We start from the raw sequence: 14,330 nt of genomic DNA on the forward strand, positions 1-14,330 counted from the left end.
GTCAGCGTCCGGCCAGGGTGGCGCGTACGGGTGCGGTCTTGGCGGCGGCTTCGGCGACCTCGGCGGTGGGGTCGCTGTCCCAGGTGATGCCGCCGCCGGCCCAGGTGTGCAGGGTGTGGCCGGTGGCGGCGGCGGTGCGGATGGTCAGGCCGAGGTCGATGCGGCCGGGGGCGATCCAGCCGAGGGCGCCCATGCTGGCGCCCCGGCCGACGGGTTCGGCGGCGGCGATGTGGGTGAGGGCGGCGAGTTTCGGCGCGCCGGTGACGGAGCCGCCGGGGCAGGTGGCGCGGAGCAGGTCGGCGAGGCCGAGGCCGTCGGCGGCCTGGGCGCGGACGGTGGATTCGGCCTGCCACAGGTCGCACCAGCGGCGCACGGTGAACAGTTCGTCGACGGTGACGGTGCCGGTGCGGGCGATGCGGGCGAGGTCGTTGCGTTCGAGGTCGACGATCATGATGTGTTCGGCGCGTTCTTTGGCGCTGGTGAGCAGTTCGGCGTGGCCGGTGGCGGTGGCGGGGCGGGTGCCCTTGATGGGTCGGGTGATGATCTGGCCGTGGTGGACCTCGACGAGGGTTTCCGGGGAGGCGCAGCCGATGGCCCAGCCGTCGCCGGTGAGGACGCCGCCGTAGCGGGCGCCGGGGAGCGCGCCAAGGCGGCGCAGGGCGGGTAGCGGGTCGCCGCTGTAGGGGGCGGCGGCGTGTCCGACGAGGTTGGTCTGGTAGATGTCGCCGCGGCCGATGGCGGCGCGGACGGCGTCGACGGCGGCGGCGTGTTGCGCGGGTGTCCAGCTCTCGGTCCATGGGCCGAGCCACCAGGGCGTGTCGTCGGGGGCGGCGGGTGCTCGGGTGGGTCCGTGGTGGTAGATGACGACGGCGAGGTCGGGCAGGGTGGGCGCGGGTTCGGGCGCGGTGGCGGGTACGCCGGCCAGGTGCGTTCCGGCGGCGGCGGACAGGTAGAGCGCGGCGCCGCAGACGACCGGGCCGTGTGCGGCGGGTCGGTTCAGGTCGCGCAGGTCCAGGCCGTGTGCGGCCAGGAACTCCTCGGCGAGTGCGGCGGGGTCGCCGCCGTCGGCGCGATGCCAGTGGAGTCGGGCGCGTTCGACGAGGCTGTCGCGGCATCCGGGTGGTGCCGCGGGCGCATCGACCAGCACCTGTGGGAGCGTTTCCACGCCGTATGGTCCGATCTTCCTCATCCGTTCAGTGGATTTCCGGTACGGCAAGGCGACACCTGCTCGATGCTGGACACCTTCGCTTGGTACTGTGCGTCACTGGTCATGTGAACCATGACACAGTGCCCCCACAGTCCGGAGAACCCGATGTGCCAGCACCAACCGACCTGCCCCTTAGCTGAAGCCACCGATCGGGAAGCCGCCCGCGTCCTCGCCTGCTTCCCTGAGCAGGGCTGGAGCCTGCTCTGCAACGGCGTGATCGTCTTCGAGGACACCGGTGAGCTGCTTCCCGACGGCAGCAGCATCGCACCCCACCGCGGCCCCGCCCGCCACGCCCTCGTGGCCTGAACGACCACCCAGCGTCACCACGCCGAGTCGCTGTCCATCGCACAGCGGCTGCCGGGGCGGCCCGATACCGCCCGCCCCGGCACGCCCGTCGTCAGTCCTCGAACGCCTCCGGCGACGGGCACGAGCAGACCAGGTTCCGGTCGCCGTACGCGCCGTCGATGCGCCGTACCGGCGGCCAGTACTTCCCGGCCCGGTCCACCCCGGCCGGGTACGCGCCCACCGACCGCGGGTACGGGTGCGGCCACTCGTCGCCGCTGACCATCGGCGCGGTGTGCGGGGCGTTCGCCAGGGGGTTGTCCCCCGCCGGCCACTGCCCCGAGCCGACCTGCTCGATCTCGGCGCGGATCGCGATCATCGCGTCGCAGAACCGGTCCAGCTCGGTGAGGTCCTCACTCTCGGTCGGCTCCACCATCAGCGTCCCGGCCACCGGGAACGACATCGTCGGCGCGTGGAAGCCGTAGTCGATGAGGCGCTTCGCCACGTCGTCGACGCTCACGCCGGTCGCCTTCGTCAGCGGCCGCAGGTCGAGGATGCACTCGTGGGCGACCAGGCCCTTGTTGCCGGCGTACAGCACCGGGTAGTGCTCGCGCAGCCGCGCGGCCACGTAGTTCGCGGCGAGGACCGCCACGCCGGTGGCCCGGGTCAGCCCCTCGGCGCCCATCATCCGCAGGTACGCCCACGGGATCGGCAGGATGCCCGCGGACCCGTACTTGGCCGCCGAGATCGCCGGGGTGGCGTCGACGTGGGCGCCCAGGGGGTCGCCGGGCAGGAACGGCGCGAGGTGCGCGCGGACCGCCACCGGGCCGACGCCGGGGCCGCCGCCGCCGTGCGGGATGCAGAACGTCTTGTGCAGGTTGAGGTGCGACACGTCCGCGCCGAACCGGCCGGGCTTGGCGTACCCGACGAGGGCGTTGAGGTTCGCCCCGTCGACGTACACCTGGCCGCCGGCGTCGTGGACCTTCGCGCACAGCGACGCGATGCCCGTCTCGTACACGCCGTGCGTCGACGGGTACGTCACCATGATCGCGGCGAGCGCGTCCCGGTGCTTGTCGATCTTCGCGTCGAGGTCGACGAGGTCGACGTTGCCGTCGTCGTCGCAGGCCACCACGACGACCCGCATGCCGGCCATCACGGCGCTGGCGGCGTTCGTGCCGTGCGCCGACGACGGGATGAGGCACACGTCGCGGTGCGACTCGCCGCGTGACGCGTGGTACGAGCGGATGGCCAGCAGACCGGCCAGCTCACCCTGCGACCCGGCGTTGGGCTGCACGCTCACCGCGTCGTAGCCGGTCACCTCGGCCAGCCACGACTCCAACTGGCCGATCATCTCCCGGTAGCCGACGGTCTGGTCGTCCGGCGCGAACGGGTGGATGTTGGCGAACTCCGCCCAGCTCACCGGCTCCATCTCGGTGGTCGCGTTCAGCTTCATCGTGCACGAGCCCAGCGGGATCATGCCCCGGTCCAGGGCGTAGTCGAAGTCCGACAGCCGCCGCAGGTAGCGCAGCATCGCCGTCTCCGAGTGGTGGCTGCGGAACACCGGGTGGGTCAGGAAGTCGGTCGTGCGGGCCAGGTCGCCCGGCAGGGCCGCGTCGACGTCACCGTCGAACGCGGGCACGCCGAACGCCGCCCACACCTGCCGCAGGTGCGCGTCGGTGGTCGTCTCGTCGCAGGACATCCCGACCCGGTCGGCGTCGACCAGGCGCAGGTTCACGCCCCGCTCGGCGGCGGCCGCGACGACCCGCGCCGCGCCGCCGGGCACCGTCGCGGTGACGGTGTCGAAGAACGCGACGTCCGCGACGTCCACGCCGCCGGCGCGCAGCCCGGCCGCGAGCCGCGCCGCCATGGCGTGGGTACGCGCCGCGATGTCCCGCAGCCCGTGCGGGCCGTGGTAGACGGCGTACATGCCGGCCATCACCGCGAGGAGCACCTGCGCGGTGCAGATGTTGCTGGTGGCCTTCTCCCGCCGGATGTGCTGCTCGCGGGTCTGCAACGCCAGCCGGTACGCCGGGTTGCCGGCCGCGTCGCGGGACACCCCGACCAGGCGTCCCGGCAGCATCCGCTCCAGGCCCGCGCGCACCGCCAGGTAGCCGGCGTGCGGCCCACCGAAGCCCATGGGTACGCCGAAGCGCTGGGTGGTGCCGGCGGCGATGTCCGCGCCGATCTCCCCCGGTGCCCGCAGCAGCGTCAACGCCAACAGGTCCGCCGCGACCGTCACGAGGGCGCCGGCGGCGTGCGCCGCCTGCACCAGGGCGGCGTGGTCACGGACCGCGCCGGACGCCCCCGGGTACTGCAGGTGCAGGCCGAAGAACTCGGCCGGCAGCTCGTCACGCGCGACGTCGACGACCCGCACGTCGATGCCGAGCGGCACCGCCCGGCTGGTGATCACCGCGATGGTCTGCGGCAGGGCGTCGGCGTCGACGACGTACACCCCGCTCTTGCTCTTGGAGGCGCGGCGGGCGAGGGTCATGGCCTCGGCCGCGGCGGTGCCCTCGTCGAGCATGGAGGCGTTCGCGGTGGCCAGGCCGGTCAGGTCGGTGACCATCGTCTGAAAGTTCAGCAGCGCCTCGAGCCGGCCCTGGCTGATCTCCGGCTGGTACGGCGTGTACGCCGTGTACCAGGCCGGGTCTTCGAGCACGTTGCGGCGGATCACCGCCGGGGTGTGCGTGCCGTGGTAGCCCAGGCCGATCATGGACACGGCGACGGTGTTGCGGGCCGCCAGGGCCCGCAGCTCGGCGATGGCCTCGGCCTCGGTGGCGGCGTCCGGCAGGTCGAGGGTGCCGTGCCAGCGGATCACCTCGGGGATCGCGGCGTCCATCAGCTCGTCGATGGAGTCGTGCCCGACGACCTCCAACATGCGGCGCTCGTCGTCGGGGCCGGGGCCGATGTGACGGGTGGCGAACTGCTCTACGGACATCAGGGGCGCTCCCGGGCGAGGTCGACGGGTCGGCCTCCCCCTCTGTCACACCCCACCGGAGCGCTCCACAGTGCCTGCCCACGAGGTCCTTTTGCCTGAGAGGTTCCGGGGAGGATTTGCCCCTTCGGCGCCGCCCCTGCTGTCGAGGCGGTCTCTCCCACGTGGGTGGTACCGGCATGGTCAACGCTACCAGCGCCGGTGTTTCCAGCAGATGTCCTACCCCGCGGCGGCTGTCACACCGGCACCGCCGACGCGCCGGTCACCCGCTCGGCGAGCACCGGCAGCACCTCCCCCAGCGGCGCGTCGACGCGCACCGTGGCGTACCCGTCACCCCGGGTCGGACCCTGGTTGACGATCGCTACCGGAATGCCCTGCTTCGCGGCCCGGATCACGAACCGCCGGCCCGACATGACCGTCAACGACGACCCCAGCACCACCACCGCCCGGGCCTGCTCCACCAGCGCGAAACACCGCGCCACCCGCTGCGGCGGCACCGTCTCGCCGAAGAACACCACGTCCGGTTTCAGCATCCCCGTCCCGCAGATCCCGCAGTCCACCGGCCGGAACCCCGCCACCTGCTCGTCCGGGAGATCAACATCACCGTCCGGGTTGACCGCGGCGACCCGGGCCACGAAGTCCGGGTTCGCCTCGCGCAGCCGCCGGTCCACCTCCTCGCGCGAGGTCAGGTTGCCGCAGTCCAGGCACGTCACCTCGTCCAGGCGCCCGTGCAGCTCCACCACCCGCCCGCTGCCCGCCGCGCCGTGCAACCCGTCCACGTTCTGCGTGATCACCGCGTCGACCAGGCCGGCGTCCTGCAACCGCGCCACCGCCCGATGCCCCGCGTTCGGCGTCGCCCGCGCGATCAACCGCCACCCCAGGTGGCTGCGCGCCCAGTACCGCCGCCGCGCCACCGCGTCCCGGGTGAACGCCTGGAACGTCATCGGGGTGTGCCGGCGGGCCACCCCGCTGGGCCCCCGATAGTCCGGGATACCCGACTCGGTGGACAGGCCCGCCCCGCTGAGCACGACCACCTGACCGCCGGCCACCAGCGCGGCCAGTTCCTGCACACTCGTCGTCACCCCTTCATGCTGCCTCAGCGCACCCCCCGATGCCGAGCACCCGCCTACGCCGCGACGACGTCGGCGACGACACAGGCGATGTTGTCGGGCGCGCCCGCGGCCCGCGCGGCGGCCATCAGCTCCCGCACCGTGCGCTCCGGGTCGGCTCCCGCGCCCACCGTCGAGGCCAGGGCGGCCCGGTCGACGACCGCCCACAGCCCGTCGGAGCACAGCAGGTACCGGTCACCGGGCACCGCCACCCGCAACGCCAGATCGGCCTCCACCTGCCGACCGCCGCCGAGCGCGCGCACCAGCAACGCCCGCTGGGGGTGCGCGCCCGCCTCGGCAGGGTCGAGCCTGCCCTGATCCACCTGCGCCTGCACCCACGTGTGGTCCCGGGTCAACACCGACAGCTCGCCGTCGCGCAGCAGGTACGCCCGGGTGTCCCCGACGTGCGCCAACGCCAGGTGGGTGCCGCTGTGCAGCAGCGCGGTCAGCGTCGTCGCCGGCTGGTGCTCGTCGGTCGCCAGCCCCCGCACGGCCCGGTCGGCGTCGGTGACCGCGCCGGCCAGCGCCGTCACCACCTCCACCGCCGACACGTTGGTGAGGTCCAGCGACGCGAGCGCGTCGATGGCGGCGGCGCTGGCGGCAGCGCCGCCGGGCCCCCGCACACCGTCGGCGACGGCGAGCAACCGCTCGTTGGCGTACGCGGCGTCCTCGTTGCTGTCGCGGGCGATCCCGGTCTCACAGCCGGTGGCGTAACGGACACTCATCGACGACATGGTGGTGCTCCCCTCGGACAGGTCCCGCACGAGGAGGGCGGCGAGCCGCGCGCGGGCAGCGGTGTCGACCGACACCCGCCGCCAGTACGCGGTGACCATCTCGGCCGCCGCCGCCGGCTCCAGAGCACACACGGTGCGGATCTGCGCCAGCGGCATGCCGATACGACGCAGCTGAGCCACCAGCCGGGCCAGCGGCACCTGCCGCGGGTCGTAGAGCCGGTACCCGGACTCCGCGTCCACCGCCGCGGGCACCAGCACCCCCACCCGGCCGTACAGGCGCAACGCCTTCGGCGTCAGACCCGCCGCCCGGGCGAACGCCCCGATCGTCAGCAACCCCACGTCGGGTTCCTCCTCGCACCGGTCACCGTGACCGGCGCACCCCACACTGGGGGTTGCCCACAGGTCAAGGTCAAGCCCGGCGGGTGCCGGTAGGTTGGGCCCATGCGTGTCGTCATCGCCGGAGGCCACGGCAAGATCGCCCTGCTCGTGCAGCAGCACCTCACCGGGCGCGGTGACGCCGCCGTCGGCCTGATCCGCAACCCCGACCACGTCGACGACCTGCGTGCCGTAGGCGCCACCCCGGTCCTCTGCGACCTGGAACACGCCGACGTCGACGAGGTCGCCGCGCACCTGCACGACGCCGACGCGGTCATCTTCGCCGCCGGCGCCGGCCCCGGCAGCGGCGCCGCCCGCAAGGACACCGTCGACCGGGCCGCCGCCGCGCTGCTCGCCGACGCCGCCACCCGCGCCGGAGTCCACCGCTACCTGCTGGTCTCCTCGATGGGCGTGGACCGGCCGCTCGCCGCCGGCACCGACGACGTGTGGGCCGCCTACCTGCGCGCCAAACGCGCCGCCGAGGACGACCTGCGCGGCCGCGACCTGGCCTGGACGATCCTGCGCCCCGGCCGGCTCACCGACGACGAACCCGCCGGGCACGTCACCCTCACCCCACACGTCGGCCGGGGCGCGATCAGCCGCGCCGACGTCGCCCTCGTCCTCGCCGCGCTCCTGGACGAACCCCGCACCGCCGGGGCGACCCTGGAACTCGTCGACGGACCCACCCCGATCGCCGACGCGATCCACGCCGCCACCACCTGAACCTCAACCCGGGGGTGGGGCCTCACACGTAAGGCCCCACCCGCCAGGTGTTCAGCGCTGGTGGTGACGCGGCAACGCCGTCTGCCCGGCCGCGCCACCCACGAAAGGCGCCCCCGGCGTCTCCTTCGCGATCCGGTCCATCGTGCGCACCAACTGCTCACTGCCGTCGTCCAGGTGCCGCGCCGCCGCCTGCATGTGCGACACCATCATCTCGCCGAAGATCCGCAACGCCTCCCGGGTCGCCACCGAGTCGTCGAAGCTCGACCCGGCCGAACTGCGGTACTCCGCCACCGCACGCTCGGCCTCCTGCTTCGCCTCCTCCGCCGCCGCCCGCATGTAACTCTCGTACTGCACCCGGGCGTACTCCGCGACCCGCCGCGCGTAGTCGTGCGCCTGCGCGATGATCTGCTCCGCCTCCCGCTGCGCCGCCGACAGCAGGTTCACCTCCTTGGCCGCCGGCACCTTCGCCGCCGCCCCCGCGCTCGGGATCACCCCGTGGCGGTGCAACTCCACCCGATCGGTCAGCCGCTCGTTCTCCGCCCGCAGATGCGCGATCTGCGTCGCCAACAGATCCAACTCGTCGGCGACCTGCACCCGGAACCGGTCCACGTCCGCGTGGTCATAGCCCCGGCGCGCGAACGGCGCCGTACCGAACTCCCACCGCCGAACCCGGTCGGAGGTCATCCGCACCTGTACACCGCCGGACACCTGAATCCCGTCGTACCGGCTGATCGGGCTCGCGCTCATTGGTCACCCCCTGAACTCGACTGCTGGACCGCCGTACGCCACGCCGGGCCGTACCACTGCTTGCCCAGACCCTCGTGATGCACCTGACCCTCGTGGTAACCCGCCCGCGCCAACGTCTGCGCCGCATGCGACACCATCTCGTCGGACCCGCACACGTACACGTGCCGCGAACGCCAGTCACCATCGGCCAACGCCCGGTCCACCGCCTGCACGAACTCACCCGGCCGGTTCACGTCCGCGCCCACCACGTACGTCACCGTCAACCACGGGAACGACGACGCCATCTTGTCGATCGCGTCGCTGTCGTAGAACTCGCTGCGCGACCGCGCACCCACATACAGGTCCACCCGCCGACGGGAGCCCTCCGCGGCGATCTGCTCCACCAACGCCTTCATCGGCGCCCAACCGGTGCCCGAGGTCAACAACAACAGGTCACTGGAACCCGCCGACCACAACGCCAACCGCTCCCCCACCGGCGCGGCCAGATTGACACGGTCACCCACCGCCGAGCCGTACACCAGCCGCGACGACACCGCGCCACCCGGAGCGGCCCGCACATGCAACTCCAACGTGCCGTCCGCGCGCGGCGCGTTCGCCGGCGAGTAGTACCGCCACGACCGCACCGACGGATGCGACACCCCGATCGACTGACCCGGAGTGAACGGCAACAGGTACTGCGGACGCACCGTCAACACCGCGACGTCGAACGCCCGCCGCTCGTGGGCCACGATCTCCGCCACCCACCACGGCGGGTTCACCGCCTCGGCCGCCTGCGCCGCCTCCGTCATCACCTGCGCGACCAACCCGTACGCGCCCGCCCAGTCCTGAGCCAGCTCGTCGGTCCACTGCTCGGCCAGGAAATGCTGCAACGTCGCCAGCAACGCCTCACCGACCGCCGGGTAGTGCTCCGCGCGCACCGCGAACTTCCGGTGGTCCGCGCCGAGGTCCTGCAGGAAACCCACCAGCCGATCGACCTGGTCCACATGCGACACGATGTGCCCCAACGCGGTGACGAGGCGATCCCGCTGCCCCGCCATGTTCGTCGGGAACATCTGCCGCGTCTCGGGATGGGCCAGGAACAACGTCGAATAGAAGTAGAGCGGCACCTCGTCGCCGTGCGCGGCGACGAGGGACCAACTCTGCTTGAGTCGGGCCGCGTCCACGCTCAGACGCCCGGACGCTCTCCGGTGGACACCACCTGGTCCTGCACCTGCCCCAGCACCACGCGCACGTGGTCCAGGACGTCGGCCGGCACACCCAACTCCGTCAGCGTCGTGATCAGGTGCACGCCCACCTTCGCGTAGTGCTCCGCCGGGATGCCCAGCGGCTGGTGCGTCTCGGCCAAACCGCGACCCGCGTACTCGTTCGGGCCGCCCAACACCACCGCCAACATCAACGCCAGGTGTCGACGCTGCGTCGGCATGTCCACAGTGGCGAAATAGCCCGCCAGCTCGGGATCGGCGAGGACCTTGTCGTAGAACAGTTCGACGGCCGCCTTCACCGAACTCGCGCCGCCGATGCGGTCATAGTGCGAGGCGGCAGCGGTCTCTTCCGTAACCGTCACGGTCGTTCCTTCCGGGGGTGAAAGGTCGCGCGCGGTGACGCGCAGGGGCTACGGCCACCGACGCGACACCCGCGTGCCACGGGGCACCACGGCGGGGACCGTGACGGACCATAGCGTGCCCGCAACCTCCGGTCAGGGCCCCCCTATCCGATTCCCGACAACTGGTGGACACGCACCGTCACCACGGTCCACCCGAGATTCCACCCACCGCAACCGGAGCACCACAGACAGTGTCCACCATGGATTCATCGACCGGGGAACAGCCACCCAACGTCGACCGCCCTGACCCACAGTCACCAGCCGGGCGTGCCCAAAAAAAGTCACCCACACCAACGGACCGCGCACCGACAGACGCGCAGCGCTACTCAACCCGCGCGCCGCCGCGCCCGCCGCGCCGCCAACTCATCCCCCACCGGATCCGACGAGGACCCCACCACCGGCTCCGCCGGGCCGCTCGCCGCCGGCTCCGCCGGCAGATGCGACAACGACCCCTGGATCTCCTTGAAGGCCCCACCGATCGCGATCCCGAACACGCCCTGCCCACCCTGCAACAGGTCGACCACCTCCTCCGGGGACCGGCACTCGTACACCGTCGTCCCGTCAGAGATCAGCGTGATACCCGCGAGATCCTCCACACCACGCGACCGCAGCGCCTCGATCGCCTTACGGATGTTCTGCAGGGACACCCCCGCATCCAACAACCGCTTCACGACCTTCAACACCACCAGATCGCGGAACGAGTACAACCGCTGGGTCCCCGAACCCGACGCGTCCCGGACGCTCGGCACCACCAACGTCGTCCGAGCCCAGTAATCCAACTGCCGATAACTGATGCCCACCGCGTGGCACGCCGTCACACCTCGGTAGCCCACCGAGCCGTCACCCTCAGGCGTCACACCCGGCTCGTTCACCTGTGTACCCGGATCGGGATCCTGCGGCTCGTGCATGCGGACAACCTCCCCGTCAGTGCGGCGACGCATCGTTTCCTGCGACGCGCACCCCTCGACACGGCAACCCTAACGCCACCTTCAGGGGTTACCGCGGAGGAACCGGCGCGACACGCCGCGCAGCCACCGAGAAAGATCACCAACCGCGCGCCAGCGTCACCCACCGTGACACCAGCCGGGCACCCGAACCGCTCAGCCCGCGAAGTCCTCCGGACGCACCTGCTCCAGGAACTCGCGGAACTTCTCCACCTCATCCTCCTGCTCATCAGGGATAACGATCCCCGCCTCGCTGAGGACCTGCTCGGCACAACGAATCGGCGCACCAACCCGCAACGCCAACGCGATCGAATCGCTCGGACGCGCCGAAACCCGCACCCCGTCACCGATCAACAAGTCGGCGTAGAACACGTTCTCCTTGAGCTCGGTGATCTCCACCGCCTGCAACGGCGCCTGCAACGCCGCCAACACATCCCGCAAAAGATCATGCGTCAACGGGCGGGCCGGCTTGACCCCCTGCTGCTCATAAGCGATAGCCGTGGCCTCGACCGCACCGATCCAGATCGGCAGATAGCGGTCGCCCTCGACCTCCCTGAGCAGGACGATCGGCTGGTTGCTGGGCAGCTCCACCCGAACTCCGACCACGCTCAGCTCGCGCACCGCCGCCTCCGTGTCGTCGTCAACCTACGCACCGCGCCCTTCCCTGCACGGTACACGGACCGCAACACGGCCGTCCCATGCGCTACAGCACCACGTCCGCGCCAGAAAGGGGTTACCCCGGCAAGCCTACGGCACGCTTCAGAGAAGAGATCTTTCCGCTCCGCCGCACCTGCCGGGCACCTCACCGACCCAACGTCGACCGCAACCCCACCCGCACCAACGCCGCGTGCAACTGCTCCGACAACGCCACCAACTCCCGCGCCGTCTCCGCCGCCCGCGCCCGCGCCGCCGGGTCACTCTGCCGCGCCAACGGCGCCACCAACTGCGCGAACAACCCGACCTCACGATCGGCCGCAGTCCGATAACCCCGCAGATGCCGCGGCTCCAACCCGTACGCCGCCAGACCCGCCACCGCCGACGCGATGATCAACGCATCCGCGTCATACCACCCCGGCGGATCCGACACCAGCACACCGAGCCGCTCCAACTCCACAAGCGTCGACTCGTCGACCCCACTGCGGGCCACCAACTCAGCCCGGCCGAGCCGCACCTGCGACGACTCGGCCGGCTCCGCCGACTCCCGACCCGGAACCGCACCATCAGGCCCCACCGCCACCAACGCCGGCCGCGACCGCTCCGGCTGCTCACCGGACGAATCCCACTCGGCCAACTGCTCACGGATCACCCGCAACGGCAGGTACCTGTCCCGCTGCGCGGTCAACACGAACCGCAACCGCGCCACATCGTCCCAGCTGTACTTCCGGTAACCCGACGCCGTCCGCTGCGGCTCAACCAGCCCTTCGGCCTCGAGGAACCGCAACTTCGAAATCGTGGTGTCCGGGAAATCCACCCGCAACTGACCCAGCACCTCACCGATGCTCATCAGCGGCTGGGACCGGGCCGCCCCGGGTGGCGTGGAGGCCGCAGGCTCGTTCACCCCCGGCCGGCCTCCTCCTCCGGGCGCGGACCGGCGATGAACACCACCCGGAACTTACCGATCTGAACCTCGTCACCATTGCTCAACGTGGCCGCCTCGACCCGCTCACGATTCACGTACGTGCCATTGAGGCTACCCACGTCCCGCACCGTGAACGTCCCACCATCACGGTGGAACTCCGCGTGCCGACGCGACACCGTCACGTCATCGAGGAAGATGTCACTGTCCGGATGCCGGCCACTGGTCGTCACGTCGTGGTCCAACAGGAACCGGGCACCCGCATTCGGACCGCGACGAACCACCAGCAGCGCCATACCCGGCGGCAACGAACCGGACATCCGGCTCGGCACCACATCGGTGTCCGGCCCCTCCAGCACTTCGTCGAGCGAGCCGAGATTGAGCGTCGAGGTGACGTCGAGCGGGGGGAACTCGTCGTCTGGGCGCGTCATGGGACCACCTCACGGATCTGTTCGGTCGGCGTCGGGTAATGGCGGGTCTGGCCGCCGGGCACTCCAACACCCGGCGGCTGGCTCCCCGTGCCCGGGAAGGCAATTCCACAACGCACAACTAATGGGTTCTTCTCGGTCGACTGGGCGAGCCTAGCCAGCGCCGAAATGCAGGGCAACCGGACGCGCGCAGACATCCCGCACGCCGGATCAAGCACACTCAGCCTTCGGTGATCTTCTGATACGCGCCCGCCGTGAGCAACCCGTCGGTCGCCGTCGGATCAGCCGGCGTGATCTCCACCAACCAACCCGCACCGTACGGATCCGTGTTGATCAGCTCAGGAGTGTCGCCCAGCGCCTCGTTCCGCGCGGCCACCGTACCCGCGACCGGCGCGTAGATCTCCGACACGCTCTTGGTCGACTCGATCTCACCCAACGAGTCACCGGCCGCCACGACCGCACCCGCCTCCGGCAACTGCACGTACACGATGTCACCCAACGCGTCCTGCGCGAAGTGCGTGATGCCGACCCGGATCGAACCGGTACCGTCACCCGCCACCCACTCATGCTCGGCGGTGTATCGCAGATCCTCGGGAATCACCAGACGCGTCCTCATCCATCGTGCCCCGGACCACCCGGGCCCGGCGCGGCCGCGCCGGTCAGGAGACCGGACGGGCGTGTTTCCTACTTGGTCGGCACGTGCAGCGCCGAAACCTCGGCAACCTCACGCTCCCCAAACGTCACGTTACCGCCGTCACCCCGGACCGACGCCACCACCCCACCAGGAATGTTCAACGCCGTACGCATCGTCGCCGGATCACCGATCACCGTGATCGTGTACGGACCCGTCAACCGACGCCCCTCCACCATCAGCGACCCGTTCTCCCCATCCAGGAAGTACGTCGACGCGATCACCCGCACCGTCGCCCGGTCACCACCGGAGATCTGCATCGCCTCCGCGCCCGCGCCCCGCAACTCCTGCACCGCGTCCAACACCCGGTTCGCCGTGATCGGCTTCACCCCACTGGAGAACTGCACCGTCAGCCCCGGGCCCACCGCCGGCAACGTACCCGCCAGAATCCCCAGCTCGTCCGCCCGACGCGTCGCCTCGTCCAACGCCGCCTGCCGACCCTGCTCACCCGAGGCCAACTGCCGCTGACTGTCCTCCAACGCCCGGATGTCCTGCTGCAGGCGACTCTCCCGCGCGTCCAGATCCGACAGGATCCGCACCAGGTCCTCCTGACGCGTCGCCCCCAACGTCGGATCCGTCGACGTCGTCTTCAACTGCACGACCAGCGTGAACCCCAGCAACGCCAACAACACCGCGATCATCACCCCGGCCGCGCTCCACCGCGACCGACCGGTCACCGCGGGCGCGGCCGGCGGCACGTCCGGCTCGTCCGACGACACCGCCGGCTCCCCCGCCCGCGACACCGCGCGCAGGTCCACCGTCGCCCCGTCATCGGCCGGCACCACCTCCGGCTCCGCGTCGTCCGGCTGCGGCTCCGACACCGGCCCGCGCGGCGCCAACGGACTCAACTCGTCCGGATCCGGCGCATCCGGCCGCGGATCCGGCTCACCCGCCGGCCCACCGGGCCGCCCCGGCACCACCGGCTGCGGCCAGCCCGTCCCCGTCTCATCCTGCTCGTCGCTCATCGCTGTCAAAC

General features: G+C 71.4%; 15 protein-coding genes and 1 riboswitch. Of the genes, 2 read left to right on the top strand and 13 right to left on the bottom strand.

The genetic code is table 11. The features are described 5' to 3' along the window. Position 1 precedes the first annotated feature (1 nt). On the bottom strand, positions 2 to 1,216 hold the full coding sequence (locus AB0B55_RS03930) for a chorismate-binding protein (RefSeq protein ID WP_357170163.1): 1,215 nt from the start codon (positions 1,214 to 1,216) through the stop codon (positions 2 to 4). A 96-nt stretch (positions 1,217 to 1,312) separates the two neighbouring features. On the opposite strand from AB0B55_RS03930, the gene AB0B55_RS03935 reads away from it, so the two are divergent. Next, complete coding sequence (locus tag AB0B55_RS03935) at positions 1,313 to 1,513, top strand: DUF5999 family protein (RefSeq protein WP_234586185.1); 201 nt, start codon at positions 1,313 to 1,315, stop codon at positions 1,511 to 1,513. 91 nt (positions 1,514 to 1,604) lie between these two features. Here the strand turns inward: AB0B55_RS03935 and gcvP are convergent, their stop codons facing one another. From gcvP to AB0B55_RS03950, 3 genes are all read right to left on the bottom strand, one after another. Then, positions 1,605 to 4,427: an aminomethyl-transferring glycine dehydrogenase gene (gene gcvP / locus AB0B55_RS03940; RefSeq protein WP_357170166.1), complete on the bottom strand. Its 2,823-nt coding sequence runs from the start codon at positions 4,425 to 4,427 to the stop codon at positions 1,605 to 1,607. A 73-nt stretch (positions 4,428 to 4,500) separates the two neighbouring features. After that, a riboswitch (glycine riboswitch) is annotated at positions 4,501 to 4,597 on the bottom strand. A gap of 63 nt (positions 4,598 to 4,660) precedes the next feature. Further along, complete coding sequence (locus tag AB0B55_RS03945; RefSeq protein ID WP_357170168.1) at positions 4,661 to 5,506, bottom strand: NAD-dependent protein deacetylase; 846 nt, start codon at positions 5,504 to 5,506, stop codon at positions 4,661 to 4,663. 44 nt (positions 5,507 to 5,550) lie between these two features. Continuing rightward, the gene (locus tag AB0B55_RS03950) at positions 5,551 to 6,606 is read right to left on the bottom strand and encodes a MerR family transcriptional regulator (protein ID WP_357170171.1); all 1,056 of its coding nucleotides are present in this window, start codon (positions 6,604 to 6,606) and stop codon (positions 5,551 to 5,553) included. Between the two features lie 102 nt (positions 6,607 to 6,708). Here AB0B55_RS03950 and AB0B55_RS03955 point away from each other — a divergent pair, with 102 nt between their 5' ends. After that, positions 6,709 to 7,365, top strand: a complete 657-nt coding sequence (locus tag AB0B55_RS03955; RefSeq protein ID WP_357170174.1) for an NAD(P)-binding oxidoreductase — start codon at positions 6,709 to 6,711, stop codon at positions 7,363 to 7,365. A gap of 51 nt (positions 7,366 to 7,416) precedes the next feature. Here AB0B55_RS03955 and AB0B55_RS03960 read toward each other — a convergent pair whose 3' ends face one another. From AB0B55_RS03960 to AB0B55_RS04000, 9 genes are all read right to left on the bottom strand, one after another. Then, positions 7,417 to 8,112 (bottom strand): DivIVA domain-containing protein, encoded by a 696-nt coding sequence (locus AB0B55_RS03960; RefSeq protein ID WP_357118759.1) that lies wholly within the window; start codon positions 8,110 to 8,112, stop codon positions 7,417 to 7,419. Next, a complete protein-coding gene (locus tag AB0B55_RS03965; protein ID WP_357118762.1) occupies positions 8,109 to 9,275 on the bottom strand; it encodes a globin domain-containing protein in 1,167 nt (388 codons plus the stop codon). The genes AB0B55_RS03960 and AB0B55_RS03965 overlap by 4 nt, the downstream gene beginning before the upstream one ends. Before the next feature lie 2 nt (positions 9,276 to 9,277). Next, entirely contained in the window at positions 9,278 to 9,676 is a 399-nt protein-coding gene (locus AB0B55_RS03970) for a group 1 truncated hemoglobin (protein WP_357170177.1), read from the bottom strand. 365 nt (positions 9,677 to 10,041) lie between these two features. Continuing rightward, positions 10,042 to 10,623: a MerR family transcriptional regulator gene (locus AB0B55_RS03975; RefSeq protein WP_355051042.1), complete on the bottom strand. Its 582-nt coding sequence runs from the start codon at positions 10,621 to 10,623 to the stop codon at positions 10,042 to 10,044. A 192-nt stretch (positions 10,624 to 10,815) separates the two neighbouring features. Continuing rightward, entirely contained in the window at positions 10,816 to 11,280 is a 465-nt protein-coding gene (locus AB0B55_RS03980) for a bifunctional nuclease family protein (protein WP_007460347.1), read from the bottom strand. 181 nt (positions 11,281 to 11,461) lie between these two features. Next, positions 11,462 to 12,163, bottom strand: coding sequence for a MerR family transcriptional regulator (locus AB0B55_RS03985; RefSeq protein WP_357119452.1), 702 nt, complete (start codon positions 12,161 to 12,163; stop codon positions 11,462 to 11,464). A 50-nt stretch (positions 12,164 to 12,213) separates the two neighbouring features. Continuing rightward, the gene (locus tag AB0B55_RS03990; RefSeq protein WP_007071101.1) at positions 12,214 to 12,666 is read right to left on the bottom strand and encodes an FHA domain-containing protein; all 453 of its coding nucleotides are present in this window, start codon (positions 12,664 to 12,666) and stop codon (positions 12,214 to 12,216) included. Positions 12,667 to 12,883: 217 nt separating this feature from the next. Further along, a complete protein-coding gene (gcvH, locus tag AB0B55_RS03995; RefSeq protein ID WP_357119455.1) occupies positions 12,884 to 13,264 on the bottom strand; it encodes a glycine cleavage system protein GcvH in 381 nt (126 codons plus the stop codon). Between the two features lie 83 nt (positions 13,265 to 13,347). After that, positions 13,348 to 14,319, bottom strand: coding sequence for a DUF881 domain-containing protein (locus AB0B55_RS04000; RefSeq protein WP_357118770.1), 972 nt, complete (start codon positions 14,317 to 14,319; stop codon positions 13,348 to 13,350). Positions 14,320 to 14,330 lie beyond the last annotated feature (11 nt).

This window comes from Micromonospora sp. NPDC049107 (assembly GCF_040648595.1).
Taxonomy (GTDB): Bacteria; Actinomycetota; Actinomycetes; order Mycobacteriales; family Micromonosporaceae; genus Micromonospora.

Coding starts and splice junctions, on each gene's coding strand:
- AB0B55_RS03935 (WP_234586185.1), top strand. CDS start 1,313: ATGTGCCAGCACCAACCGACCTGCCCCTTAGCTGAAGCCACCGATCGG.
- gcvP (WP_357170166.1), bottom strand. CDS start 4,427: ATGTCCGTAGAGCAGTTCGCCACCCGTCACATCGGCCCCGGCCCCGAC.
- AB0B55_RS03955 (WP_357170174.1), top strand. CDS start 6,709: ATGCGTGTCGTCATCGCCGGAGGCCACGGCAAGATCGCCCTGCTCGTG.
- AB0B55_RS03960 (WP_357118759.1), bottom strand. CDS start 8,112: ATGAGCGCGAGCCCGATCAGCCGGTACGACGGGATTCAGGTGTCCGGC.
- AB0B55_RS03975 (WP_355051042.1), bottom strand. CDS start 10,623: ATGCACGAGCCGCAGGATCCCGATCCGGGTACACAGGTGAACGAGCCG.
- AB0B55_RS03985 (WP_357119452.1), bottom strand. CDS start 12,163: ATGAGCATCGGTGAGGTGCTGGGTCAGTTGCGGGTGGATTTCCCGGAC.
- AB0B55_RS03990 (WP_007071101.1), bottom strand. CDS start 12,666: ATGACGCGCCCAGACGACGAGTTCCCCCCGCTCGACGTCACCTCGACG.
- AB0B55_RS04000 (WP_357118770.1), bottom strand. CDS start 14,319: ATGAGCGACGAGCAGGATGAGACGGGGACGGGCTGGCCGCAGCCGGTG.